The sequence below is a fragment of the Arcobacter denitrificans (SeqCode) genome, assembly GCF_048571185.1.
GTDB classification, from domain to species: domain Bacteria; phylum Campylobacterota; class Campylobacteria; order Campylobacterales; family Arcobacteraceae; genus Arcobacter; species Arcobacter denitrificans.
Genome location: NZ_CP182350.1, coordinates 1,897,873 through 1,924,645 on the forward strand (window position 1 = coordinate 1,897,873; position 26,773 = coordinate 1,924,645).

Annotated in this window: 30 protein-coding genes; 28 read left to right on the forward strand and 2 right to left on the reverse strand. The window is 29.5% G+C overall.

The window, feature by feature from the left end; translation table 11 throughout:
• Positions 1–14: 14 nt before the first annotated feature.
• The 10 genes from ACNI28_RS09535 (at position 15) to ACNI28_RS09580 (ending at position 8,087) form a co-directional block, all read left to right on the forward strand.
• Positions 15–1,139 carry a BaiN/RdsA family NAD(P)/FAD-dependent oxidoreductase gene (locus ACNI28_RS09535; RefSeq protein WP_419766463.1) on the forward strand — a complete coding sequence of 375 codons (1,125 nt, stop codon included), beginning with the start codon at positions 15–17 and terminating at the stop codon, positions 1,137–1,139.
• A gap of 195 nt (positions 1,140–1,334) precedes the next feature.
• Complete coding sequence (locus ACNI28_RS09540; protein ID WP_419764025.1) at positions 1,335–2,147, forward strand: TIGR00282 family metallophosphoesterase; 813 nt, start codon at positions 1,335–1,337, stop codon at positions 2,145–2,147.
• Complete coding sequence (locus ACNI28_RS09545) at positions 2,140–2,781, forward strand: 3-methyladenine DNA glycosylase (protein ID WP_419764026.1); 642 nt, start codon at positions 2,140–2,142, stop codon at positions 2,779–2,781. The genes ACNI28_RS09540 and ACNI28_RS09545 overlap by 8 nt, the downstream gene beginning before the upstream one ends.
• 13 nt (positions 2,782–2,794) lie before the next feature.
• Positions 2,795–3,583, forward strand: coding sequence for an AAA family ATPase (locus tag ACNI28_RS09550; RefSeq protein WP_419764027.1), 789 nt, complete (start codon positions 2,795–2,797; stop codon positions 3,581–3,583).
• 9 nt (positions 3,584–3,592) lie between these two features.
• Positions 3,593–3,835: a hypothetical protein gene (locus ACNI28_RS09555; protein WP_419764028.1), complete on the forward strand. Its 243-nt coding sequence runs from the start codon at positions 3,593–3,595 to the stop codon at positions 3,833–3,835.
• 14 nt (positions 3,836–3,849) lie between these two features.
• The gene (gene ubiE, locus ACNI28_RS09560) at positions 3,850–4,560 is read left to right on the forward strand and encodes a bifunctional demethylmenaquinone methyltransferase/2-methoxy-6-polyprenyl-1,4-benzoquinol methylase UbiE (RefSeq protein ID WP_419764029.1); all 711 of its coding nucleotides are present in this window, start codon (positions 3,850–3,852) and stop codon (positions 4,558–4,560) included.
• 8 nt (positions 4,561–4,568) lie between these two features.
• Positions 4,569–5,756, forward strand: coding sequence for an exodeoxyribonuclease VII large subunit (xseA, locus tag ACNI28_RS09565; RefSeq protein WP_419764030.1), 1,188 nt, complete (start codon positions 4,569–4,571; stop codon positions 5,754–5,756).
• 68 nt (positions 5,757–5,824) lie between these two features.
• Entirely contained in the window at positions 5,825–6,307 is a 483-nt protein-coding gene (locus ACNI28_RS09570) for a chemotaxis protein CheW (protein ID WP_419764031.1), read from the forward strand.
• 13 nt (positions 6,308–6,320) lie between these two features.
• A complete protein-coding gene (locus ACNI28_RS09575; protein WP_419764032.1) occupies positions 6,321–6,725 on the forward strand; it encodes a response regulator in 405 nt (134 codons plus the stop codon).
• Positions 6,726–8,087 (forward strand): response regulator, encoded by a 1,362-nt coding sequence (locus tag ACNI28_RS09580; RefSeq protein ID WP_419764033.1) that lies wholly within the window; start codon positions 6,726–6,728, stop codon positions 8,085–8,087.
• 69 nt (positions 8,088–8,156) lie between these two features.
• On the opposite strand, the gene ACNI28_RS09585 is transcribed toward ACNI28_RS09580, so the two are convergent.
• Positions 8,157–8,684 (reverse strand): peptidylprolyl isomerase, encoded by a 528-nt coding sequence (locus tag ACNI28_RS09585; RefSeq protein WP_419764034.1) that lies wholly within the window; start codon positions 8,682–8,684, stop codon positions 8,157–8,159.
• Between the two features lie 139 nt (positions 8,685–8,823).
• Between ACNI28_RS09585 and ACNI28_RS09590 the strand changes: the two genes are divergently transcribed.
• The 6 genes from ACNI28_RS09590 to groL all read left to right on the forward strand — a co-directional run bounded on the left by ACNI28_RS09590 (position 8,824) and on the right by groL (position 12,797).
• The gene (locus ACNI28_RS09590; RefSeq protein WP_419764035.1) at positions 8,824–9,186 is read left to right on the forward strand and encodes a (2Fe-2S) ferredoxin domain-containing protein; all 363 of its coding nucleotides are present in this window, start codon (positions 8,824–8,826) and stop codon (positions 9,184–9,186) included.
• A gap of 10 nt (positions 9,187–9,196) precedes the next feature.
• Complete coding sequence (gene panD, locus ACNI28_RS09595; RefSeq protein ID WP_419764036.1) at positions 9,197–9,580, forward strand: aspartate 1-decarboxylase; 384 nt, start codon at positions 9,197–9,199, stop codon at positions 9,578–9,580.
• Complete coding sequence (locus ACNI28_RS09600; protein WP_419764037.1) at positions 9,573–9,896, forward strand: YbaB/EbfC family nucleoid-associated protein; 324 nt, start codon at positions 9,573–9,575, stop codon at positions 9,894–9,896. The genes panD and ACNI28_RS09600 overlap by 8 nt, the downstream gene beginning before the upstream one ends.
• Complete coding sequence (locus ACNI28_RS09605) at positions 9,896–10,756, forward strand: polyprenyl synthetase family protein (protein ID WP_419764038.1); 861 nt, start codon at positions 9,896–9,898, stop codon at positions 10,754–10,756. The genes ACNI28_RS09600 and ACNI28_RS09605 overlap by 1 nt, the downstream gene beginning before the upstream one ends.
• Positions 10,757–10,893: 137 nt before the next feature.
• Complete coding sequence (gene groES / locus ACNI28_RS09610; protein ID WP_298749522.1) at positions 10,894–11,151, forward strand: co-chaperone GroES; 258 nt, start codon at positions 10,894–10,896, stop codon at positions 11,149–11,151.
• Positions 11,151–12,797, forward strand: a complete 1,647-nt coding sequence (gene groL, locus ACNI28_RS09615) for a chaperonin GroEL (protein WP_419764039.1) — start codon at positions 11,151–11,153, stop codon at positions 12,795–12,797. Before groES ends, groL begins: the two co-directional genes overlap by 1 nt.
• A 338-nt stretch (positions 12,798–13,135) precedes the next feature.
• Here groL and ACNI28_RS09620 read toward each other — a convergent pair whose 3' ends face one another.
• Positions 13,136–13,558 carry a YkgJ family cysteine cluster protein gene (locus ACNI28_RS09620; RefSeq protein WP_419764040.1) on the reverse strand — a complete coding sequence of 141 codons (423 nt, stop codon included), beginning with the start codon at positions 13,556–13,558 and terminating at the stop codon, positions 13,136–13,138.
• 268 nt (positions 13,559–13,826) lie between these two features.
• Here ACNI28_RS09620 and glmS point away from each other — a divergent pair, with 268 nt between their 5' ends.
• The 12 genes from glmS to ACNI28_RS09680 all read left to right on the forward strand — a co-directional run bounded on the left by glmS (position 13,827) and on the right by ACNI28_RS09680 (position 26,706).
• A complete protein-coding gene (gene glmS, locus ACNI28_RS09625) occupies positions 13,827–15,626 on the forward strand; it encodes a glutamine--fructose-6-phosphate transaminase (isomerizing) (RefSeq protein WP_419764041.1) in 1,800 nt (599 codons plus the stop codon).
• Between the two features lie 227 nt (positions 15,627–15,853).
• Complete coding sequence (gene metK / locus ACNI28_RS09630) at positions 15,854–17,071, forward strand: methionine adenosyltransferase (RefSeq protein WP_419764042.1); 1,218 nt, start codon at positions 15,854–15,856, stop codon at positions 17,069–17,071.
• 18 nt (positions 17,072–17,089) lie between these two features.
• Positions 17,090–17,959, forward strand: a complete 870-nt coding sequence (gene accD, locus ACNI28_RS09635; RefSeq protein ID WP_419764043.1) for an acetyl-CoA carboxylase, carboxyltransferase subunit beta — start codon at positions 17,090–17,092, stop codon at positions 17,957–17,959.
• The gene (locus tag ACNI28_RS09640) at positions 17,959–18,570 is read left to right on the forward strand and encodes a thiamine phosphate synthase (RefSeq protein WP_419764044.1); all 612 of its coding nucleotides are present in this window, start codon (positions 17,959–17,961) and stop codon (positions 18,568–18,570) included. Before accD ends, ACNI28_RS09640 begins: the two co-directional genes overlap by 1 nt.
• On the forward strand, positions 18,563–19,024 hold the full coding sequence (locus tag ACNI28_RS09645; protein WP_419764045.1) for a 23S rRNA (pseudouridine(1915)-N(3))-methyltransferase RlmH: 462 nt from the start codon (positions 18,563–18,565) through the stop codon (positions 19,022–19,024). The genes ACNI28_RS09640 and ACNI28_RS09645 overlap by 8 nt, the downstream gene beginning before the upstream one ends.
• A gap of 49 nt (positions 19,025–19,073) precedes the next feature.
• Entirely contained in the window at positions 19,074–19,430 is a 357-nt protein-coding gene (dksA, locus tag ACNI28_RS09650) for an RNA polymerase-binding protein DksA (RefSeq protein ID WP_419764046.1), read from the forward strand.
• A 16-nt stretch (positions 19,431–19,446) separates the two neighbouring features.
• The gene (locus tag ACNI28_RS09655) at positions 19,447–20,463 is read left to right on the forward strand and encodes a LapA family protein (RefSeq protein WP_419764047.1); all 1,017 of its coding nucleotides are present in this window, start codon (positions 19,447–19,449) and stop codon (positions 20,461–20,463) included.
• Between the two features lies 1 nt (position 20,464).
• Positions 20,465–21,415, forward strand: a complete 951-nt coding sequence (locus ACNI28_RS09660; RefSeq protein WP_419764048.1) for a tRNA dihydrouridine synthase — start codon at positions 20,465–20,467, stop codon at positions 21,413–21,415.
• A gap of 38 nt (positions 21,416–21,453) precedes the next feature.
• Entirely contained in the window at positions 21,454–22,266 is an 813-nt protein-coding gene (locus ACNI28_RS09665) for a 50S ribosomal protein L11 methyltransferase (RefSeq protein ID WP_419764049.1), read from the forward strand.
• 1 nt (position 22,267) lies between these two features.
• Positions 22,268–24,352, forward strand: a complete 2,085-nt coding sequence (ftsH, locus tag ACNI28_RS09670) for an ATP-dependent zinc metalloprotease FtsH (RefSeq protein WP_419764050.1) — start codon at positions 22,268–22,270, stop codon at positions 24,350–24,352.
• Positions 24,345–24,920: a phosphatidylserine decarboxylase gene (locus tag ACNI28_RS09675; protein WP_419764051.1), complete on the forward strand. Its 576-nt coding sequence runs from the start codon at positions 24,345–24,347 to the stop codon at positions 24,918–24,920. The genes ftsH and ACNI28_RS09675 overlap by 8 nt, the downstream gene beginning before the upstream one ends.
• A 232-nt stretch (positions 24,921–25,152) precedes the next feature.
• Positions 25,153–26,706, forward strand: coding sequence for a 2-isopropylmalate synthase (locus ACNI28_RS09680; protein WP_419764052.1), 1,554 nt, complete (start codon positions 25,153–25,155; stop codon positions 26,704–26,706).
• The last annotated feature ends 67 nt before the right edge of the window (positions 26,707–26,773 follow it).

Genomic DNA, 26,773 nt, shown 5'->3' on the forward strand with positions numbered 1-26,773 from the left:
TTGATATAGCCATAATAGGAGCAGGAGCTAGTGGACTTATGTTAGCTTCTCAACTAAAAAGCAGTAATGTATGCCTAATAGATAGCAATGTAAAAGTAGGTGCTAAAATAAAAGTATCAGGTGGAGCAAAGTGTAATATTACCAACAAAAAAGTTACAGCTAATAATTATTTAGGAGATAGTACTTTTGTAAGTTCTGTTTTAAAAGAGTTTTCAAATGAGGATTTAATAAGCTTTTTAAAAAAACAAAACTTAAGTTTTAAACTTAATGAAAAAATAGTAAAAGGAACTTTCTTTTGTAATACCTCCCAAGACGTTATTGATATGTTTTTAAAGCTAATAAAAGGCAAAAGACTTTTTTTAAATAGTGAAGTTAGTGATATAGAGTTTGATAATTTTTATAAAGTAAAAACAAACAATCAAATCATAGAAGCCAAAAAAGTAGTAATAGCAAGCGGAGGTTTAAGTTATCAAACACTTGGAGCTTCTTCTATTGCTTTTGATATAGCAAAGAAGTTTAAACATAAAGTCAATCCTTTAAATCCTTCCCTTGTTGGATTTACTGTACAAAAAGAGCAGTTTTGGTTTAAAAACCTAAGCGGTATCTCTATGTTTGTAAAAGCATATGTAGAAAATAAAACCTTTGAAGGAGGTCTACTTTTTGCCCATAAAGGTATAACTGGACCTGTGATTTTAAATAGTTCTTTGTATTGGAAAAAAGGAAAAATGAGTATTGATTTTTTACCAAATAAGACTTTCAAATCATTTTTAAAAGGCAATAAAAATATCTCTTCAAGTTTTAATCTACCAAAAAGATTTATGCAAGAGTTTTTAGCTTCAATTCAACTAGATGATAAGCCAATTAGTAAATTAAACAGTGAAGAGTTAAATAAACTAGAAGTTTTAAAAAACTATGAGTTCGCTCCTGCTGGAAACTTTGGATATACAAAAGCAGAAGTTACAAAAGGTGGAGTTGAAGTTGATGAGGTAGATGTAAAAACTATGCAAAGTAGACTTCAAAAGGATTTGTTTTTCATTGGCGAGGCTTTAGATGTAACTGGAGAACTTGGTGGATTTAACTTTCAGTTTGCTTTTTCTTCTGCTGTAGTTTGTGCAAAAAAGTTAAATAGATGTGTTTAGTTATATCCATACTCTCTTTTGTAATTGCATACAATTTTTATGATGCTTCAAATTTAACACCTACAATTATTAGCTTATCTATAGGGCTATTTTTTCTATTACTTATGATTAGAAATATAAAAAAAGAAAGAAACAAAAGAAAAAACTAACTTTTTAATTGATACAATCCCAATAGAAAAACAAAGGAAAAATATATTGAAAATAGCATTTATTGGTGATATTGTAGGTCGTCCTGGTAGAAAAATAATTGAACAAAATTTAAGAAAATTAAAAACAAAATATGAGATTGATTTTATAATTGCCAATGGCGAAAATGCAAGTCATGGTTTTGGTTTGACTGTTAAAAATGCCAATGAGCTATTTAAAATAGGTGTTGATTTATTTACAGGTGGTAATCACACTTTTGATAAAAGAAAAGAGATAATAGGTCTACTTGAAAGCCAAAATGTAATAAGACCTGCAAACTATCCTAATGGCGTGCCAGGCGAAGGTTATAAGGTTTTTGAAGTTGCTGGTGAAAAACTAGCAGTCATAAACCTAATGGGTAATTTTTCAATGCCAACTTGTGATAATCCTTTTAATAAGGCAAGCCAAATAGTAAAAGAGTTAGAAGAGCAAAATATAAAAAATATCTTTATAGATTTTCATGCAGAAGCCACAAGTGAAAAAAGAGTTATGGCTATGATGTTTAATGGAAAAGTAAGTGGAATATGCGGAAGTCATACCCATGTTGGAACAGATGATTTACAAGTAGTTGATGGAACTACTTATTTGACAGATATTGGACTAACAGGTTGTAGAGACAATGTTATAGGAATGGATTCCAAAATCCCAATAGAAAAAGCAACCACTGGACTTGGTGGACATTTTACTATTCCTAACTCTTGTAAATCTATACTGCAAATGATTGTTATGGATATTAAAGAAGGAAAAACAGTAGATGCATTTAAGATAAAAGTTTTATGTGATAAAGGTGATGAGCTAATAACTAAGGCAATTTTTGAATAGTATTGTAGACTCTTATGATTTGTTTATTTTTTTAAAAGATAAAAATTTAATAGATACAAAATATAAATATTGGTGGCCTAGAAATGACGACTTTGAGATATTTCTAGGGGCTATTTTAACTCAAAACACCAAATGGATAAATGTAGAAAAATCTTTGGAAAACCTAAGTAGACTTAATCTTCTTGATTTAGAAAAACTAATAGAAGTGGATATAGATATTTTAATTCACGCAATCACACCAAGTGGCTTTAAAAACCAAAAATCCATAAGAATAAAAAAGATTTGTGAAAATATAATTGAAGAATTTGGTGATTTTAAAACTTTTAAAGAAAATGTATGTAGAGAATGGTTACTTTCTCAAAAAGGAATAGGAGAAGAAACTGCTGATGCAATACTTTGTTACTCATGTCATAAAGAAGAGATGGTAGTTGATTCTTACACAAATAGATTGCTAAAAAGCTTTGGATATGAGTTTGAAAGTTATGATGAACTCAAAGCTTGGTTAGAATATGGAATTAATGAAAATTTCGATAAAATTGAATCGCTTTATGATTATGATATCTCATTAAACATGATATATTGTAGATTTCATGGAAAGATTGTAGAATTTATGAAAAATCAAAAAAAATCTTAAAGGATTAGTTCAGATGATTATTATTCCTCAAACTAAAGGTGGTGTTGGTAAATCAACTGTTGCTATGCAAGTAATAGCTCCATACTTATACAAAAAGCATGGGAAAAAGATTACTTACATAGAAATTGATGATGAAAATAATGATAGCCAATCATTTACAACAACACAAATAGTTAATAAAAGAATGCTACGAACAAACAAGGTAAGTGAGCTAGATGAACTTATTTTAATGGATGATAATCACGAAATAATCATTGATGTTGGTGGAAATAAAACTTCATCATTGGTTTTAGATGAGATTAAAAAAGTTGGTTCTTTTGGAAATCTAAAGTGGATTATTCCTTTAGGTGATGGTGAACTTGATGGAAAAAATGCAATTGCAACTATGAAAAAAATAAGAAAAATAGAACAAAATCCTGATGATAATATTATTTTTGCTCTAAACCGAGCAATATCTATGGAAAAAGATTATGTGGAAGAGCAGTTTATAAACTTCTTTGGACATAAATATTTAGCTTCAAATACTGTGATGTTTGATTTTATGAAAGACCCAAAATATTTTACAGTAAAAAATGATAAAGTTATTACTATGAGTAGATACTTAGGTAGTACGGTTTGGGAGATGGCACACAATAATACTGACTTTAGAGAAAAAGCTATAAAAGCAAAAGAGTTAGGAGATGTTGAGAGTGCTAAAAAGTTTATATTTTTTAGAAGATTACAGTCAGAAGCTCAAGATTACGTTTTAAATGTTTTAAATCAAATCTTTTGTGACTTGGATAAATGGTTAGAAAAAAAATAGATGAGTGATATGAGTTTCAAACAAGCAAAAGAGCTTGTGGAAAGAATAGAATTTACAGAATTAACACTAAAAAAGACCGCTGATAATATTGATAGGTCAACACTAAAGTTTAATGAAGCTTTAAAACTACAAGAACAAATTGTAAAACTTATGCCAATAAAAGATAAAAAATTAGATTTTTTAAAACTATTAGTTTTTTTAAATATCGGGTTTATAGCTGGATTATTGGTGGGAGTTTTTTTATTTAAATAATAGGAATATTTATAATGGGTAAACAAGAAAAAATAGTATCAATGTTCAACGAAATAGCTGGAACTTATGATGTGGCAAATAGAGTTTTAAGTATGGGTATTGATAAAACTTGGAGAAATAAAGCTTGTGATTTAGCTTTTTCTTTTTATGGTAAAAACAAAATAGAGAAGATTATTGATGTAGCTTGTGGAACTGGTGATATGCTTACAACTTGGCAAAAAATAGCAGATAAAAATGCAATAGAAGTACAAAATAGAGTTGGAGTAGACCCAAGTGTTGGTATGATGGATGTAGCAAAAACAAAACTGCCAGATGTTGAGTTTATAGAAGCAGGTGCTGAGTCAATGCCTTTTGAAAATGAAATTGCTGATATTATATCTATTTCATATGGGATTAGAAATGTTGTTAAAAGACAAGAAGCTTTCCATGAGTTTGCAAGAACTTTAAAAAAAGATGGACTTTTGGTAATTTTAGAGTTTACAAAAAATGAAAAGAACTCTCCACTTGATTATGTTACAGATTTTTATATGAATAAAATCTTACCAACTTTAGGTGGAATGATTTCAAAAAATAAAGAAGCATACACTTATTTACCAAACTCAATTGATGAGTTTTTAACTCAAGATAATCTTTGTTTAGAGCTAAGAGAAGCTGGATTGGAACCTATTTATGTAAAAGGTTTTTCTATGAATATATCTACACTATTTATTGCAAGAAAGGTTTGATTTAACCCATGAATCAAGCTCTTAGTGTCTCAACACTAAATAATCAAATAAAGTCTTTACTTGAGACTACTTTTGTAGGTGTATATGTCCAAGGTGAAATATCAAATTTAACATATCATTCCTCTGGGCATATATACTTTTCAATAAAAGATGAAAACTCTACACTTTCTTGTGTAATGTTTAGAGGCAATGCCCAATACTTAAAGTTTAGATTAGAAGTAGGTATGAAGATAATTATTTCAGGAAGTATCACTGCTTATATTCCAAGGGGGAATTATCAACTTATGTGTACAAAGATTGACCCAGATGGTCAAGGCTCACTTGCTCTTGCCTTTGAGCAGTTAAAAGAGAAGTTACAAAAAGAGGGACTTTTTGATAGAAATATTAAAAAAACTCTTCCAAAATATCCTAAAAAAATAGCTCTAGTTACCTCTGCAACTGGTGCAGCTATTGAAGATATGAAAAAAGTAGCACAAAATAGATGGCCTTTGATTAAATTAATTTTGATTCCTACTTTAGTCCAAGGTGAGGGGTCTAAATTTAATATTGTAAACTCCATAAAAAAAGCTGATAGCTTAAATTGTGATGTGATGATTGTAGGACGAGGTGGAGGAAGCATAGAAGATCTTTGGGCTTTTAATGAAGAAATAGTTGCACGAGCTATATTTGAAGCAAATACTCCTGTAATATCTGCAGTTGGTCATGAAGTTGATTTTTTGATTTCTGATTTTGTAGCAGATGTTCGAGCTGCAACTCCATCAAATGCAATGGAAATAGCACTACCTGATAAAAATGAACATTTCATATATTTAGATAATTTACAAGTTGAATTAGAAAATAGATTTAAAAGAGTGATTTTTAACAAAGAACAAATTTTATTAAATTTAAAAAAACATTTTGAACAACACTCCCTTGATAGAAAATTCTCCTTTATCCAAAAAGAGATAAGTTTTATAAAGTCAAATTTAATAAGTGCTTTTAGTCAAGTTTATAGACAAAAACAAAATGAACTAAACTATTTAAAAAGTGCATATGAATCTAATCATCCAGATAGAAAAGTTATTGATGGATATGTGCAATTATCTAAAAATAACCAAATTGTAAGTTTAGATAGTGTTAAAGTTGATGAAGAGATCACACTAGAAACTACAAAGTTATCTGTTAGATGTAATATTTTAGGCATTAAAAAAATATAAAATTTAAGATAAATATTGTAAAATATAACAAAAAATGATAACATACTACTAATAGGAGTTCAAATCATATGGAAAATCAAAACAACGACGAAGCAATAATAGATTATGCAAACACAAGTGAGTATATGAAGTTTGTATTAGGTTCTATGCAATACGCAATTGAGCTGCCTAAGATTAGAGAAATATTAACTTATCCAGAAATGATAACTATCTTACCAAATGTTCCTTCATATATAAAAGGACTTATTAATTTAAGAGGTGAAGTTGTACCTGTTGTTGATTTAAGAGTTAAATTTAAAACGGGTGATATTGTAAACAATCAAAATACAGCTGTAATTGCAGTTGTAACAAAAGATAAAAGAATGATTGGAATTGTTGTTGATAAAGTTGATGATGTTCAAAGACTTGATTTATCAGCATTGTCACCAGTATCTGACATTGGCTCATCAATCCCTTCAAAATATTTAAAAGGTTTTGTTAGACTTCATAATAATGAAATGTTAGTTATTATGGATATTGAAGCAGTTGTTAGTAAAGCTGAACTAGAATAGTGAAAGTAAAATAATGACAAATAATTTACAAGAAAGTATATCACAACTTAAAAAATTAAAGTTTCTTTTTGTAGAAGATGAAAAAGATTTAATGGATATTATTTCAGAGACTTTACAAAAGTTGCAAGTAGATTTCTTGACAGCCAATAATGGTGAAGAGGGTTTAGCTATTTTAAAAGAACATTCTAATAGTGTGGATATAATTGTTACTGATATTAGTATGCCCATTATGAATGGCTTGGAAATGATAAAAGAGGTAAAATCTCTATATCCAAATTTAGAAATTATTATAATGACTGCCCATACTGAATCTAAATATATGACAGAAGCAAAAGAGTATGGTGTAACTGACTATTTACTAAAGCCATTTGATTTCATAAAATTTATCGAGTTAATCAATAATAAAAAGCTAAAATAAATGTCTTTAGATAAGACCTTATTAAAACAAATCTCTATTTTATACGTAGAAGATGATGATGTAATGAGAACAGAATTATCTTCTTTATTAACAAACTTTTTTTCTCAAGTTTTTTGTGCTAGTAATGGTGCTGAAGGCTTAGAAATATTCAAAAAAAATCAAAAAAAAATCGACCTTATAATTAGTGATATCAATATGCCAACTATGTCTGGAATTGATATGATAAAAAAAATTAGAGAGTTTGATAAAGAAGTTGGTGTTATCTTTGCAACAGCATATTCTGATAAAGAATTTTTGATGGATTCAATTAAATTAAAAGTAGTTAATTATGCAGTTAAACCAATAGACATAAGAGCCTTACTTGAATCAATAAAAGAGTTTGCAGAAAACTTATTGGCTAAAAGAATTATAAAAAGAAAAAATGACGAACTATCTTTATATAAAAAAGCAATTGATGCAAATAGTATAGTTATTAAAACTGATATTCATATGAATATAACTTATGTAAACTCTCATTTTTGTAAACTCTTAGGATTTCTTAAAGATGAGTTGATAGGAAAAGAGTTTTTAAGTTTAAAAAGTCATGATAGTGACATAAAAGTCTATAACAATATGTTTGCAAAAGTTTTAGATAATAGGATGTGGAAAGGGAAGTTAAAACAAATAAGCAAAGAAAATAGTGTTTTAATACTTGATACATATATGATACCTTCCCATGATGAAGATGCAAATATTATTGGAACTATAATTATTCAAAGAGATATAACTGAAGATATTAAGAAACAAAGAGATGTTCAAGTTGCTTTAATGAAAGAAAAAAGTGATATCTTTATAAAAACAAAAGAGACTTTTGCTAAAAACAATCTACAAATAAATGATTTAGAAAATCAAATAATACAGCTACAAGAAGAGTTAAAGAGTGCAGAACTTGATAAGGAAAAATATCTATATCTTTTAGATAAATATAAAGATGACGTAAATATTTTAAAAACAAAAGTTGATAGATATGAGAAAGAAGACGTATCAAATATTAAAGGGATTAACGTAATAAAAATCCAAAAAGAGAATGCAAGTTTAAATATTGAGATGAAAAAATTAAGAGACAATATGGAAAATGTTGTTGCAAACTCTCAAAAAAAGATTAATCAAATTAAAATAGCTTCAAATATAGAAATTGACCAACTTGAAAAAGACATAGAAAAACTTAAGTTATCAAAAGGTTCTTCTGACATTCAGGTTTTATCTAAGAAATTAGAATTTTGGAAAGATAAAGCAAAAGTTGAAACTCAAAAAATAGAACAGTTAGAGAGAAGAATTATGCATGTTGTAGATACTCAAACTCTATCAAAAATATATAACTAAAATAAAGGCACCTCTTCTTTGGCTTCTATTGGTGTATAGAATTTTTGGAGGTGCCCTAAAGTAGAAGTTCTACTTTATTTCAATTGAGATGATTTTTTGTTCAGTTAAAGGTTTATTACCTTGAGTCTGTCCTAATACAGGAACATTTTCAAGCTTTTTAACTACATTCATACCACTTTTTACATATCCAAAAATCGTATGTCTTCCATTTAACCAATATGTAGGTACCGTTGTAATGAAAAATTGACTTCCATTTGTATTTGGTCCAGAGTTTGCCATTGCCAAAATACCTGGTTTATCAAATACTGCATTTGGTGAAAACTCATCTTTAAATGGTTTTTTCCAAATAGATTCTCCACCTCTTCCTGTACCTGTTGGATCTCCACCTTGAATCATGAAGTTCTTTATAATTCTGTGAAAAATAAGATTGTCGTAATAACCATTTTTTGCATGCGTTGTAAAGTTTTCTACTGCAAGTGGTGCCATGTCAGGTCTTAATTCTATCTCTATTTTACCTTGTGTAGTTTCTACAACTGCTATTGGATTAGTAGCATATAGTAACACAGACATAATTGCTAACATAAATATTTTTTTCATTCTTTTACCTTTTTGACCATTTATTGGGCTTAAAGTATAGTATTATAGTTTTTAATATTTTATTAAAATTGAGTTTTTAGATGACTTTAATATTTATTGGATAAAATTTGCAAAATTATATGTAGTAAGGAAGAAACAAATGGAAATGCCAGTTATCCCTCAACCAACATTTTATATGTTCAAGTGTGAACAAAGTGCACCTCCAGGTATGCCAAAACCTAGTTGTGTAACAGAAGAGTCAAAAGATTTATTTAATCATATGGCTCAAAAACTAATGGAAAATGGTTTAATGGGACCGGTTCAACCAATTAGAACTTCATGTTTAGGAAGATGTCAAATGGGACCTGTATTACTTGTAGAACCAGGACATACTATGTATTGTAATTTATCTAAGGAAAAAATAGATAGAATTATACAAGAACACATTATAGGTGGGAATCCTGTTCAGGAGTTTATAATACCAGAACAGTTCTGGGGAGAGCCTATTAATTTAGCAAAATAAAGAGGTATATATGACATTCGATATGCTTTATAGCAAAATTCATAGAGCAACAGTTACAGATGCAAACTTAAATTATGTTGGATCAATTACTGTTGATGAAGAGCTTATGCAAGCCGCTCAATTAAGAGTTGGCCAAAAAGTAGAAATTGTAAATGTTAATAATGGTGAAAGATTTTCTACATATATTATAAAAGGTAAAGCTGGAAGTAAAGATATGTGTCTAAACGGAGCCGCAGCTAGAAAAGTAGAAATTGGTGATAAAATTATTGTAATAGCTTATGCTTCATATAGTGAGAGTGAATTAGAAAATTATAAACCAGCAGTTGTGCTTGTTGATGACAAAAATAACATTACAACAATTACAAATGAATTAGTAGGAAGTGACCATGTTTGATGGTATTGATTTAAGTAAAATAAATCTTAATGAAATGATGGGTCAATTTCAAGATATGGCAAATAAAGCAAAAGAAGATAATGCAGCAAAAGTATTTACTTCAAAAGCTGGTGGTGGAATGATTTCACTTTCAATTAATGGTAACTCAGAGGTAATTGATTTGCAAATAGATGATTCTTTACTTGATGATAAAGACTCTTTACAAATTTTATTAATCTCAGCAATGAACGATGTGATAAAACAATCAGATGAAAATAAAAAAATGATGGCCATGAATATGATGGGTGGCATGGGATCATCGTCTCAAAATAAATAATGAATAATCTTTTAGAAACTTTTGAAAACTATCTAAAATCAAATCTTCCAGTATCAAAAACTTTCCATCCTCATTTTGAAGATGCTTTAAGTCTTATGTTAGATGCTGGTGGAAAAAGATTTAGACCTATGCTTTTATTAAGTGTAGTAGACTCTAAAAACTCTCTTTTAGTAAAAAGTGCACTTCCTGTTGCCTTAGGACTAGAGATGTTGCACACATACTCTTTAGTTCACGATGATTTACCTGCTATGGATGATGCAAGTTTAAGAAGAGGATTTGAAACTTTGCATAAAAAGTATGATGAAGTAACTGCAATACTTGTAGGTGATGCTTTAAATACTGAAGCTTTTAGTAAAATAGCAAATGCATCATTATCTAGTGATGTTAAAATAGAGTGTGTAAAAGTGCTTGCAAGTGATGGTGGAATTGATGGTATGATTATTGGTCAAGCAATTGACTGTTTTTTTGAAAATCAAAAACTTGAGCTTTCACAACTTGAATTTTTGCATATACATAAAACTGCAAAACTAATAGCTGGAAGTCTAAAAATGGGAACAATAATTGCTAACTATGATTTAGCTACTCAAAATAAGCTTTATAACTTTGGAATAGATATTGGACTTCTGTTTCAAATTCAAGATGATATTCTTGATGAAACACAAAGTGATGAACAAGCTGGTAAAACTACACATAATGATGGAGCAAAAAACTCTTTTGTAAACTTATTGGGACTTAGCGGTGCAATAAATGCTGCAAATGAACTAGCTTTAAAGTGTGAAAAAACTCTAAAATCACTGGATGAAAACTTATATAATTCATTAAATAATTTACTCATAAAATATATAAATAGACACAAATAAAATAGTTCTCAAACTCTTAGTCATCTTTACTCAATTTACTTGACAAAAATCAAAAATTTTATTACAATTTAGCACTCAAAAAAATAGAGTGCTAAAACTTATAAAAATTAGAAACAAACTTGATAGGAGAGTATATAATGACTTTTAAACCACTAGGAAAAAGGGTTCTTGTAGAAAGAACTGAAGTAGAAAGTAAAACTGCAAGCGGAATCATTTTAGTTGATTCTGCAAAAGAAAAACCAAATACAGCTGTTGTAAAAGCAGTTGGATCTGAAGTAACAGAATTAAAAGAGGGTGATACTATTGTATTTGAACAATACAGAGGTACAGAGTTCACTTTAGATGGTCAAGATTATCTAGTATTAGAAATTGAAAATATTATAGGAGTTATGTAATGGCAAAAGAAGTATTATTTAGTGATTCAGCAAGAAATAGATTATATGCAGGTGTTGAGAAGTTAGCAGATGCAGTAAAAGTTACAATGGGACCTAGAGGAAGAAATGTATTATTACAAAAATCTTTTGGTGCTCCTTCAATCACAAAAGATGGTGTTTCAGTTGCAAGAGAGATTGAATTAGAAGATACTTTAGAAAATATGGGAGCACAATTAGTAAAAGAAGTTGCTTCAAAAACTGCTGATGAAGCAGGTGATGGAACTACAACTGCTACTGTTTTAGCTCACTCTATCTATAAAGAGGGTTTGAGAAATGTAACAGCTGGAGCAAACCCAATTATTTTAAAAAGAGGTATGGATAAAGCAACTGATGCGATTTTAGCTAATCTAAAAACAGCATCAAGAGTTGTTGCAAACAAGACTGAAATAGAGCAAGTTGCTACAATTTCTGCAAACTCTGATCATGCAATTGGTTCAATGATTGCAGAAGCTATGGAAAAAGTTGGAAAAGATGGTGTTATTACTGTTGAAGAAGCAAAAGGTATCTCTGATGAATTAGAAGTTGTTGAAGGTATGCAATTTGATAGAGGATATTTATCTCCATATTTCGTAACAAATTCTGAAAAAATGATTGCAGAAATGGACAATCCATATATTTTATTATATGATAAAAAAATCTCTAACTTAAAAGAGATGTTACCAATCTTAGAAGCTGTTAATCAAGCGGGAAGACCTTTATTAATTATTGCAGAAGATGTTGATGGTGAAGCATTGGCAACATTAGTTGTAAATAGATTAAGAGGTTCATTAAATATTGCAGCTGTAAAAGCACCTGGATTTGGAGATAGAAGAAAAGCAATGTTACAAGATATTGCAGTTTTAACAAATGGTACAGTTATCTCTGAAGAACTTGGAATGAAACTTGAAACTTGTGGTGTTGAAGTACTTGGTACTGCTGCAAAAGTTGTAATTGATAAAGATAATACAACTATTGTAGATGGTGAAGGAAGTACAGATTCAGTAAATTCTAGAGTATCACAAATCAAATCAGAAATTGAAAACACAACTAGTGATTATGATAAAGAAAAATTACAAGAGAGACTTGCAAAACTAAGTGGCGGAGTTGCTGTTATTAAGGTTGGAGCTGCTAGTGAAACTGAAATGAAAGAGAAAAAAGATAGAGTTGATGATGCATTAAGTGCAACAAGAGCTGCTGTTGAAGAGGGTATTGTAATTGGTGGTGGAGCTGCATTAATTAGAGCTGCGGCACAAGTTAAACTTGATCTTACAGGTGATGAAGCTATTGGAGCTGCAATTGTTTTAAGAGCAATTAAAGCACCTATGAAACAAATTGCAATCAATGCTGGATTTGATGCTGGTGTTGTTGTAAATGAAGTAGAAAAATCAGAAAATGAAAATATTGGATTTGATGCTTCAACTGGACAATATGTTGATATGTTCGAAGCTGGAATCGTTGATCCTGCAAAAGTTGAAAGAATTGCAACACAAAATGCTGTTTCAGTTGCTTCATTATTATTAACTACAGAAGCTACAGTAACAGATATTAAAGAAGATAAACCTGCTGCACCTGCTATGCCAGACATGGGTGGTATGGGCGGAATGGGAGGAATGGGTGGAATGATGTAATCAAAGGCTGACAAAGAGACTTGTGTCTCTTTTGTCCTTTGAGCAGGTGAATGTGATGTGCCAAAGGCACCATTGAACCCAAAAGAGCTACTTATTTCCTCTTATTTAGAAGAAAATACCCATAAAAAAAGGCTCTTCATTTGAAGAGCCTTTCTAATTTTAAAAGCTTATTTACATTATAAGCTCAAGCTTTAGTAAAATAAAACCTTTTTATTTTTAAATATTAACAATAAATTTTGGTATAAATTCTACCACTGTAGAAGTCCTGTCATTTAAACCTCCATACTGTTTTGATACTGTAATTATATCCAAATATAAACTTAAAGTAAAACTAATATCTATATATTATACTTTTTCAAGTGTTTTAAAGAGTCCAAATGCATTGTAATATAGGGATTTATCTCTTTTCCTACATATTTATAAAATTTATTATTATTGATTGTAGTTACTAATTCAAAATCTTCGATTTTGTTAAATTCTTCAAGTTTTTTGTGGGTATTTATATATCTTGTCTGATAATCATCAAAAATATAAGAGTCAAAAGAGGGTGAAATTTCTCCATTTTTTATTACTTCACTTCCAATTTCACTAATACCAGGACAATTTAAATCATAATAGACAATATTATCAATATTGGTACTAAGAGGGTAAGCTTTACAAACAGTTGGTCTATTTTCATAAATAGTACATTTGAAGTTTTCTATATATGGACATAAACTTCTCCCATCACTTAATAAAATGATCGCTTTTAAATAACCCATATCACCAAAGGTAAATAAAATAGGAAAGTTTTTATATACATTAGAAAAATCTTCAAGAATAATTTGACAATAGATACTTCCTTTTCTTCCATCACAACACCTTGCTTCACAAGTTTCACAGCTAGAAAAAAAGATATCTTTATCAACTTTTAAAAATGATTTGATTTTAACCCCTTAAAATAAAAAAGAATTGTATCAAAAAATGCTAAAAGTAATATATCATGAATATTTTTGTACAATATCTTTTTAAAATTATAAAGGCTTATTTATGTGTGGAATTGTTGGATATATTGGAAATAAAAAAACAGAAGATATTTTGTTAGATGGTTTAAAAGAGCTTGAATATAGAGGATATGATAGTGCAGGAATTGCACTATTAAGTAGTGAAAAAATTGAAGTTTTCAAAGCTTTAGGAAAACTAAAAAATCTAGAACAAAAAGTAAGCACACAAAATAACTACAATATAGGAATAGGACACACAAGATGGGCAACACATGGTAAACCAACAGAACTAAATGCCCACCCACATTTAGGTGAGTATTCATATGTAGTTCATAATGGGATTATAGAAAACTATAAAGAACTAAAAGAAGAGTTACAAATTGCTGGACATAACTTTGTATCACAAACTGATACAGAAGTTATTGTTCATCTTTTTGAATATTATAATAACAAACTAAATGATTGTAAAGCCTCATTTCAAAACACTATTAAAAGACTTGAAGGTGCATTTTCTATACTTCTAATCTCAAAATCATGTCCAAATGATATATACTTTTTTAAGCATGGTTCACCTTTAATTATTGCCCGTGGAAATGAAAAAAAGGAAGTTTTATTTGCTTCTTCTGATGCACCCCTAATAGGACTTGCAAATGAAGTTGTATATTTAGAAGATGGCTGTGGTGGAGTTGCTTGTGCAGAAGGTATAGAGTTTTTTGAGAATGAGAAAATATCATGGGGAGTTTTACCAACTTCAAAACAGTTTGCTCAAAAAGATGGATTTCGTTTTTTTATGGAAAAAGAGATTCATGAACAAAGTGTAGTTACAAGTGATGCGATGCTTGGCCGAATGGGTGATGAAAAAGTAGATTTTGAAGAGTTTGATTCTTCTATAATTGAAGGTATTGAAGAGATTAAAATTTGTGCTTGTGGTACATCTTTTCATGCAGGACTTACGGCTTCATATTTATTTGAAAGGTTAACAAAAGTTAGATGTAGTGTAGAGATTGCAAGTGAATTTAGATATAAAGAACCACTTTTGAATAAAAACACACTTTTTATAGTAATCTCACAAAGTGGTGAAACAGCTGATACTTTAGAAGCTCTTAAAATGGCAAAAAGAGCAGGGCTAAAATCAATAGTAGTTTGTAATGTAGATAACTCTTCTATGACAAGAACTGCTAACTATTCTGTTTTAACAAGAGCGGGAATAGAGAAGGGAGTTGCATCAACAAAAGCATTTTCAACTCAAACAGTAGTTTTATGGATGATGGCTCTTTATTTTGCTCAATATAAAAACTCACTTAGTGTTGAGTGTTTAAGTAGTGAATTAAAAGCATTACGTGAAGTTCCCAAATCACTTAAAGTTTACGACTATGTTCATGAAAAAACAAAAAGATTATCTAAAAGGTATCTTCATGGTCACGGTTTTTTCTTTATAGGAAGAGATGTATTTTTCCCACTGGCTCTTGAAGGAGCACTAAAATTAAAAGAGATATCATATCTTCATGCTGAAGGGTATCCTGCAGGTGAAATGAAGCATGGACCTATTGCTTTAGCAGATCCTGAGCTTTTCACAATAGCTCTTATGCCCCAAAATTTATTGTATGATAAAATCAAATCAAATGTAGAAGAGCTAAGTGCAAGGGATAGTACTATCTGTGCAGTTTCGCCGTTAGATTTTGAATTAGCAGATGATTTTATCAAAATAAATAAGTGTGATCATTATATGCTTGAGTTCTTTGAGATGTTAGTTGCACTACAACTATTTTCTATGGAAATTTCTGTAAGACTTGGTAATGACGTAGATATGCCACGAAATTTAGCAAAAAGTGTAACGGTTGAATAACTTACTTAAAATTTATAATTAATCAACAATTTAAAGTTATAAAAGTAAATTTTAGATAAAATTCATTACTTTTTATAAAAGTATACAAACTTTTAATTTTATTTTTTATTTTAACTTTAATTAGTTGGAAAACGAAAATGGAAAACAAAAGAATGGAAAACGATAAAGATAAGATTGTAAAATAATTCGATTTTAGCTTTTGGAAAACAAAAGAATGGAAAACAAAAATGGAAAACAAAACAGAATATTTATTTACTAGTGAAGTAGTAAGTCCAGGGCATCCTGACAAATGTGCAGATATTATAGCAGATAGTATAGTTGATAAGTTAATTATCGGAGACAGCAAAAGTAGAGTTGCATCAGAAGTTTTTGTTGCAGGTAAATATGTTGTTATTGGTGGTGAGGTTACATCACATACAAATTTATCTGAGCAAGATTATAAAGATTTAGTTTTAGAGTCTCTTGCAAAAATTGGATATAACGGACATCCTCATTTTACAAAAGAGGAGTGTTTACACCCTGATGATGTAAATGTACAAGTTCTATTAAATAGACAATCTCCTGATATTAACCAAGGTGTTGACCAAGAAGATGGTGAAACAGGTGCTGGAGATCAAGGTATCATGTTTGGATATGCGAATAGTGAAACAGCAAACTTTATGCCAAGTGCAATTACATATGCAAGAATGCTTATGGAAAAAGTTTATGAGTATGCTTTAGCTAATCCAGACGTTTTAGGTGTTGATATTAAAACGCAAGTTACAATTGATTATGAAACAAAAGAGAATTTTGAGAATTGTATTCCAAAACATATTCATACTGTAGTAGTTTCAGCTCCTTGTGTATCAACTATGAGTATTGAAAAAGTAAGAGAGTTAATCTTAGGATTAATCAAAGAGACAAATTTACCAGAAGATTTATTTTGTTTAGAAAAAACAATTATTCATATTAATCCAACTGGAAAATATATATCACACTCTTCTTTACATGACTCAGGATTAACAGGAAGAAAGCTAATAGTTGATTCATTTGGTGGATATGCACCTATTGGTGGTGGAGCTCAGTCTTCTAAAGATTATACAAAAGTTGATAGAAGTGGATTATATGCAGGACGTTGGATAGCAAAACATATTGTTGCTTCAGGAATTGCAAAAAAAGCAATAGTTCAATTATCTTATGCAATTGGTGTTGCAAAACCAACTTCAATTTCAGTTGATACTTGTGGAACTTGTATAGATGGACTAAATGATGATATTTTATCTGCATTTGTTCATGACAGCTTTTCTTTAACTCCAAATTGGATTACTAAGAAATTCAACCTAGATAAGCCAAGTGCTGATACTTTCCTTTACGCAGATGTTGCTGCACGTGGACAAGTTGGGCAAGAAGATTACCCTTGGGAACAACTTGATGAATTGGATAAATTCAAAAGTCTTAAAAAATAGTTTTTAAAAGGATATATTATGGATTTGAAGAATCTATTTAATAAAATAAAATTTGATAGTAAAAAAGAACAACCAACAAAAAAAGATGCTCCAAGTCACTGGATAAAGTGTCCAGAATGCAGTTCTTTGATGTTTTTTAAAGAGGTAGAATCTCAAAATAATATATGTCCTAAATGTAATTTTCATATGAGAATTGGGGCAAAAAGAAGAATAGAAGTTATTTGTGATGAGAATAGTTTTGTTGAATACGACAATGACTTGATGCCAAATGACCCATTAAAATTTGTTGATAGTAAATCTTATAAAAAAAGAGTTGATGAAGCTGTTAAAAAAACAGGAAGAAACTCTTCTGTTGTAAGTGGTGAATGTACGATAAATGGCATTGGCGTTCAAATGGCAATTTTTGATTTTGCTTTTATGGGTGGAAGTTTAGGTTCTGTTGAGGGTGAAAAGATTGTTAGATGTGTAAATCGTGCTTTAGAGAAGAAACAAGGAGTTATTATTGTTTCTGCTTCTGGAGGGGCAAGAATGCAAGAGTCTACTTTTGCCCTTATGCAAATGGCAAAAACTTCAGCAGCACTGAAAAAACTTGACTCTGTAGGACTTCCTTATATATCAGTTCTTACGGATCCTACTATGGGTGGTGTTTCTGCTTCATTTGCTTTCTTAGGTGATATTATTATGGCAGAACCTGGTGCCTTAGTTGGATTTGCAGGTCAAAGGGTTATTAAACAAACTATTGGAGCAGACCTTCCTGAAGGCTTTCAAAGAGCAGAATTCTTACTTGAAAAGGGATCAATTGATATGGTTGTTAACAGAGCAGATATGAAAAAAACACTTTCTGATTTATTAACAATGTTTTCAAGTAATACTATTCAAGTTAGTTAATGAATCTTACCCGTTTTGAAGAAGTTTTAGCTTTTAACCCTAAAATTTCTTCAAATAATCTATATGCTTTATGTGATTTTCAAACTTTAAAAAATAGAAATATCTCCTTTGAACAGTTTTTAGAACTGTGTCTTAAATTTGATGCAAAAGTAATTCAATATAGAGATAAAATCTCTACTTTTGAAACAAAAAAAGAAAATCTTTTATATTTAAAAAATAAAACAAATATTCCAATTATTATTAATGATGAGATTGATTTAGTAGAGTTTTGTGAAGGTTTACATCTAGGACAAGAAGATTTTAATAAGTTTTATTCAAGTAAAGAGTTAGCAGTAAAACTAATAAGAAAAAAAATAGGAAATAAACTTCTAGGACTTTCAACACACAATGAAAAAGAGATATTAGAAGCAAATAGTTTAGATTTGGATATGATAGGTTTAGGAGCATATAGGGCTACAGCAACAAAAGATGTATCTGTAATGCTAGGTGAGAAAATCTCATATTTAGCTAAAATTTCTAATCATCCTGTATGTGCAATAGGTGGAGTAAAAATTGCTGAAGAAATTAAAAACATCTCTTTTAATGTGGTAGGAAGCAGTTTATATGAATAAAATAAATATTTATCAAATCGCAAAATCTTCCAATGATGAATTTAATAAAATTATTGAGGATTTTATTAAAATGTCTTCAAAATATTCAAAAGTTGAGATTTATAATCTATTTAACAAAAAAATTGCAAAAGCTCAAACTATATCTGATATAGAAGCAAAAAAATCTTATAGTGAAGTTTTTGAACCTTTTTTAAATAGTGGGTATAATATTGCTTTAGATGTACTTGGCAAAAAAATTGATAGCTTTGAATTTGCAAAACTATTACAAAGTAATGGAACTATTAACTTTTTTATTGGCGGTGCCTATGGATTTGAAACAGAATTTTTACAAAAATGTGATAAAAAAATTAGCTTAAGTGAGCTTACAATGGCTCATAAAATAGCGAATGTTGTTTTGCTAGAACAAATATTTAGAGGTTTGTGTATAATTAGTAATCATCCTTATCATAAATAATTTAGATATTTTTTAGTATAATGTCAAAATTTTTAGAAAAAGGTTTAATGTGGCAAATTCAAAGCAAATTGAAGAGCTAAAGATTACTTTAGCACAAAGAAAAGAATTAATAGAAAAGAATATTCAAGGAAGTAGAGAGAGTATTGATTCTCTGAAAAATTCAGAGTGTAATGATGATTATGATTATGCTGAAGTTTCAAGTGATTCATTTAAAGAAGGGATAATCGCAAATCAACAATCAAAAGAGTTAAAAGAGATTGAAGATGCGATTAAAAGAATAGATAACAAAACATATGGTATTTGTGAGATGTGCGATGAGTCAATCGCCATTGGAAGACTAAGAGCAAAACCATTTGCAAAATTTTGTACACCTTGTAGAGAGATTTATGAGAGTGAGAATAACTAGATCTAAAGGATAATTTATGGGACTTAAAAAATATGTCGCTTTTTCATTGTTGTTAATTATTGCAGTTTATATTTTTGTTTTTAGTATGCAAACGGCTAATTACACAGTTAATATTTTAGATTATGCAATTGAATTACCAATTGCAGTTTGGATTATATTACCTGCTGCTGTGCTATTTTTAGTAACTATATTACATATTCTTTTTTATGGCTTCAAGAATTATTTACAAACAAGTGCTATAAAAAAAGATGAAGAGAATATTATTGAATTTCTAAAAGATATCTTACTTGAAAATAATTCTAATAAAAAGTTTAAACAAAAATCTTTAAAAGAGTTAGCAGATATTTTAGAACAAATGAAATTATCTCCAAAAACAGATAATTTTGATTCTTCAAATAGCGATATTAAAAGTATTGTAAATAATATCATTAAAATAAATTCTGGTGAATATGTAAGTGATAAATCTTTTAAGTTTAATAAAAATGGTGAAATTGCACACAAAAATCTTTTAAATAGAGTAAAAATTGATGTGGACTATTCAATTGATGTTTTAAAGAAATCAAAAGATTTTACAAGAGAAGTAGTAAAAGCTGCATTTGCTAATGTTGTAGAGAATAAGAGTATGACTACAATTAAGAAATTGCTTGATGGTTTAAAACTTGATAAAGAGATGGTTTTAGAGCTTATGAAAAAAGATTCTGAAAATTCTGACTTTGCTTTAGAACATGATGCTATTATCAAATATACAAAAGAAGTAGAGTTTAATAAAGAAGATTATTTAACTTTTGCAAAACTTTATAAAAAATCTGTTAAACCAGATGAACTTATTAAGATGTTTGAAACAATTTCAAATGAAAATGAATTGGCAGTTGATGCATATTTAGTGATTTTATTTGAATATGAAATGATTGATAAAGCAAGAGAGACATTATCAAACTATGCAAATGAAGAGTATCAGCCATATAGAGCTATTTTAGAATTAAAAAACTCAGGTAAATATTACACTCTAGAGAATCTTTGTTATAACAAATAAAATGAATAAACTTGATTTTAGCCAACCCCTTATGGTGTTGGCTCCCCTTGCAGGATATACAGACTTACCTTTTCGTGCGGTTGTGAAAAAATTTGGTGCGGATTTGACAATTTCTGAAATGATTTCATCAAATGCACTTGTTTACAACTCTAAAAAAACTTATAAAATGATAGAAAAATCTCCATCGGAAGATCCATATTTTGTACAAATAGCTGGAAATAAAGCAGAGCTAGTTCGAGATGCAGTTGAGATATTAAATGATATTGATGGCATTGATGGTATTGATTTAAATTGTGGTTGTCCCGCTCCTAAAGTTTTTAATCATGGAAGTGGTTCAAATTTATTAGGTGATTTAAAAAAACTTGAAGAGATTTTAAGTACAGTAAAAAAATATAATAAAAAAATCTACACTAGTGCAAAGGTGAGAATTGGTGTAAATGAGAAAATTCCAGTGGATATTGCAAAAGCTGTTGAAGCTTGTGGAGTAGACTTTATATCAGTTCATGGAAGAACAAGGGCTGGAAAATATAAAGCTCCTGTTGATTATGATGCAATCAAAGCCATAAAAGATGCCGTATCTATTCCTGTAATTGCAAATGGTGATATAAAAGATTATGCTAAAGCAAAAGAAGTTTTAGCACATACAAATGCTGATGGAGTTATGATAGGTCGTGGAGCCATTGGAAAACCTTGGGTTTTTTATCAACTAAAACATGGGGTAGAAGATATAAGTGAAGATATAAAAAAAGCTATAATTTTAAAGCATTATGATGAAGTATTAAAGTTTCATGGAATACATGGTGCTGTTATGTTTAGAAAACTACTTCACTCTTATTCTAAAGGATATGCTGGTGCTGCGGAATTTAGAGATATAATTAATACAGTAAAAGAACCAGACATTATGAGAGATACTATTGAAAGTTTTTTTACTTCAAACACTTTACAAAATTAATAAATAAATTTATAAAATAGAGTTTACAAGGACAAAATTTGGAAGAATATTATTACGAATTAACTATAAATACAAAAAGTTCACAAGATTTGTTCTTAGATTTATTGGAGCAACTAACACAAGGTGCTGTTGAAATTGATGAAAATAAACTTATCTCAAGAAGTGAAGAAAATCTAGAAGATGTAGAGTTTGGTATTTTAGAATTTGCAAAAGCTTTAGAAGTAGAGTGTGAGACATCTTTAGTAAAAAAAAGAAATGAAGATTGGATAAAAAAGTATCAAGAATCTGTAAAAGCAATAGAAGTTGGAAAATTTTTTGTAAGACCATCGTGGGTTGAAGAAAAAGATGGTAAAATTGATATCATAATAAATCCAGCACTCTCTTTTGGTTCAGGTCACCATGAAACAACAAATAGCTGTTTAGAAGCTATTTCAAAATATATAAAAAGTGATGATGAAGTAATTGACGTTGGTTGCGGAAGTGGGATTTTATCAATTGCAGCTGCAAAGCTTGGAGCGAAAGTTGATATTTGCGATACTGATGAAGTTTGTATAGAGAGTTCAAAATCAAACTTTGTATTAAATAATACTAAGTACAATAATACTTGGACAGGAAGTGCTTCAAAGTCTAATAAAGAGTATGATTTTGTGATTGCAAATATAGTAGCAGATGTTCTAGTAATGATTGCAAAAGAGTTAAAAAAGTGCTTAAAAGATGGTGCTACATTAGTATTATCAGGTATATTAGATAAGCATTTAAATAGAGTTTTGAAAAAATTTGAAGATTTAGAAAAAATCGAGGTAATTCAAAAAAATGAATGGATTACCTTGGTATTAAAAAAAGGAGTTTAGATTGAGAAATAGAAATAAAAATAGACAAGATAAAAACAACAACAATAATAATAACAATAACAACAATAATTTTTTTAATAATAATCCGTTATTAGTTTTTGTTTTATTTTCACTTGTTACAATAATGGCTTTTAAAGCACTTTTCCCCGAAAATCAAGGAAATGTTGCAAATAAAAATATTCAAGCTTACGGACAAACAAAGCATAAAAATATTGCATATTCAGAGTTGAAAAAACTAATTACAAGTGGAAAAATTGAGTACGTAGGTATTGGTAATACAAATATTAAAGCCGTATCAAAATCAAATGGATTAGAAGTTACAACATATACAGCAAGAAGAGTTGTTCCTGATGAAACTTTAATTCCAACATTAGAAAAAAATGCAATTGCATATGGTGGAGTTAATGAAGAAAATGTTTTAGCAGATATTTTATTTGGTTGGATCTTACCAATATTTATATTCTTTGCTATTTGGATGTTTTTGGCAAAAAGAATGTCAAAATCAATGGGTGGTGGAAGTGGAGGAATCCTAGGAATTGGTTCTTCTAAAAAAATGATAAACTCAGAAAAACCAAATGTAAAATTTGCTGATATGGCTGGAAATAAAGAGGCTAAAGAAGAGGTTCAAGAAGTAGTTGATTTCTTAAAAGACCCAGAAAGATACGTGAAACTTGGTGCTCAAATACCAAAAGGTGTTTTATTAGTAGGACCTCCAGGTACAGGTAAAACTCTACTTGCAAAAGCAGTTGCAGGTGAAGCAGATGTTGAGTTTTTATCAGTTTCAGGTTCTGCATTTATTGAGATGTTTGTTGGTGTTGGGGCTTCAAGAGTAAGAGACTTATTTGAACAAGCAAAAAAAGTTGCTCCTGCAATTATTTTTATTGATGAAATTGATGCAATAGGTAAAAGTAGAGCAAGTGGTGGTCCAATGGGTGGAAATGATGAGAGAGAACAAACTCTAAATCAACTTTTAGCAGAAATGGATGGTTTTGCAACTGAATCTGCACCTGTAATTGTATTAGCAGCAACTAATAGACCAGAAGTACTAGATCCTGCACTTTTAAGACCAGGAAGATTTGATAGACAAGTTTTAGTTGATAAACCTGACTTTGAAGGTAGAAAAGAGATTTTAAATGTTCACATCAAAGGTGTAAAAGTAGGAAATGATGTTGACTTAGTTGAAGTTGCTCGTATGACAGCAGGACTAGCTGGGGCAGATTTAGCAAATATTATCAATGAAGCAGCACTATTAGCAGGACGAGCTAAAAAAGAAGAAGTGACATACAATGATTTTAAAGAAGCCGTTGAGAGACAAATTGCAGGATTAGAGAAAAAATCAAGAAGAATTTCTCCAAAAGAGAGAAAAATTGTAGCTTATCATGAATCAGGACATGCCTTAATTGCAGAGATTACAAAAGGTGCTAAAAAAGTAAATAAAGTATCTATAGTGCCACGTGGACTTGCAGCTTTAGGTTATACTTTAAATAATCCAGAAGAGAATAAGTATTTAATGCAAAAACATGAACTTGTAGCTGAAGTTGATGTATTGTTAGGTGGACGTGCTGCTGAAGAAGTATTTATAAAAGAGATTAGTACGGGTGCTGGTAATGATTTAGAAAGAGCAACTGATATTGTTAAATCTATGGCTTCAATTTATGGTATGAGTGATATTGCAGGATTAATGGTTTTAGAAAAAAGATCAAATCAATTCTTAGGTGGACAGACACAAAAAGATTTCTCTGATAACATGGCAAAAGATCTTGATACTCATATTAAGTCTGTGTTAAATGAAAGATATGAGATTGTACTTCAGGCTTTAAGAGATAATAGTGATGCTATAGAAGAGATGACTAAAGAATTACTTGAAGTGGAAGTTATTTCAGGTGAGAGAGTAAGAGAAGTTATTAAAGCTAATGGTGGAGTTGTTTTTGAAGAGGAAGATTTACATTCTGGAAAAATAGAAAACAATGTAGAATTAGATGTAGATAGTACAAATACTTCTGATGATAAAAAAGAAGATGAGTCTTTAGATAGTCAAGAAGATGCTAAAGACAAAGAAGATAAAGAAGACAAAAAAGATGATTAATAAATTTGTAGCAAAAGAGGGGATACCATATATTTATATCTCTTTTGCTATTTTTATCTTTTCATATCTTTTCATTTGTGATACTTTAGCAGTCCTTGCTTTATTTGTATGCATATTTTTACTTTATATTTATAGAGATAATCTAAAAGTAAAAGCAAAAGTTGATGTCTTAGTTTCACCAGTAAGTGGAGAAGTTATTGCAATTGATAAAGTAGATTCACAAAATGTTATATATTTAGATGTTTCATTATTGGATTCACATATCCTAATTGCTCCAAAAGATTCATTTTTCAAAGAAGAACCACATAGAAATGGTCTAAATTTATGTAGCGATAGTTATAAAGCTAAAGAATTAAATGAAAAAAGAGTATTAAGTTTTGATGATATGAAAGTTGAATTAATCTCTGGAAGATTTAATATTTCTCATCCATTCTCTAAAGAAAAAGAGGTGTCACAATACCAAAAAATGGGAACTTTTATAAATGGGATTGTGAAAATATATATTCCAACATCTTATAAATTAAATATAAAACAAGGTAAAAAAATAAAAGCAGGTGAAGTTTTATAAACTTTACTTGACAAATTATATTTAATAAAATATAATTTGTCATCAAAACTAATAGGAGAGTCTAGTGAAAAATTCTAATTTTTACAAAAATAATTTCATAAAAAGTGTAAACTCTCTACTTCTACTCAAAAATTTCCTCTAACATATAGTTCAATATATAATTTAATTCTCGTACAAGTTTTTCTTTTATTTAAAAAAAGATATAATATGCCCAATTTACAAAGGTTATGACATGGATAAAAATAGAATTATAGTATTTGATACTACATTAAGAGATGGTGAACAAAGTCCTGGATGTTCTATGAATACAGATGAAAAAATTAAAGTTGCTTTACAATTAGAAAAATTAGGAGTTGACGTTATTGAAGCTGGTTTTGCAGCTGCAAGTCCTGGGGACTTTGATGCAGTTTCAAGAATTGCAGAAGTTGTTAAGAACTCAAGCATTTGTTCTTTAAGTAGAGCAATTGACAATGATATTAAACAATCAGGTTTAGCAGTAGGAAAAGCTGCAAAGCATAGAATTCACACTTTCATTGCAACTTCACCAATACATATGAAATACAAGTTAAAAATGAGTGAAGATGAAGTTATAAAAAGAGCAGTTCACGCAGTTGAGTATGCAAGAACATTTGTTGATGATGTTGAATTTTCATTGGAAGATGCAGGAAGAAGTGAAATCTCTTTTATGAAAGAGGTTATGGATGCAGTTATAAACGCAGGTGCAAGTACTATTAACTTACCTGATACAGTTGGATATAGATTACCAACAGAATTAGGTGCTATGGTTAAAGAGTTAAGTGATTTTGCAGGAAATAGAGCAATTATCTCTGTGCACAACCATAATGACTTAGGATTATCAACTGCAAATACATTGAGTGCTGTTTTAAATGGTGCTAGACAAATAGAAGTTACAGTTAATGGTTTAGGTGAGAGAGCAGGAAATTCAGCTTTAGAAGAGGCTGTAATGGCTATTAAAACTAGAAAAGATGCATTTGGTGAGTTATATACAGGAATCAACACAAAAGAGATTTATGCAACTTCTAGATTAGTAGCAACAATTACAGGTGTTGAACCACAGCAAAACAAAGCTATTGTTGGTAAAAATGCATTTTCTCATGAAAGTGGAATTCACCAAGATGGTGTGTTAAAACATCAAGAGACATATGAAATCATGAAACCTGAAGATGTAGGTGTTTATAAGGACTCAACTTTAATCCTAGGTAAACACTCAGGACGTGCTGCATTTAGAGATAAAATAGAGCATTTAGGTTTTGATAAAATTCCTGATACTGAGTTAAATACTGCATTTGAAAGATTTAAAATTTTAGCAGATAAGAAAAAAGATGTTACTGATGATGATATTAGAATGTTAATTACAGATGAAGCATTAAATCATGACAAAACTTATGAATTAGTAGGATTACAAATCTCAGATTGTTCATCAGGAACTCCAATGGCTTCTGTTTCTATCAAACATAAAGATGAAGTTATGATAGAAGCAAATATTGGTAATGGAACTATGGATGCAATCTTTAAAACAATTGATAGACTAACAGGTTATAATGGAGAATTACAAAGTTATAATGTAACTTCTGTAACTGAAGGTAAAGATGCCTTAGCAAAAGTTACTACAAGAGTTGTTTTTGACAAATCTTCACCATCTTTTGTAGGACATGGTTTAAGCATTGATACTATGCTTGCAACTGCAAAAGCTTATTTAGGAGCACTTAACTCTTACCTTTCTCAAAAAGAAAGATTAGCTAAAAAAAGCGAACACCAAGTTTAATATAAGAGATTTATTCTCTTATATTGATTATTTGAATTTTCTTCTTCTTAAAACTCTTCTTATATCT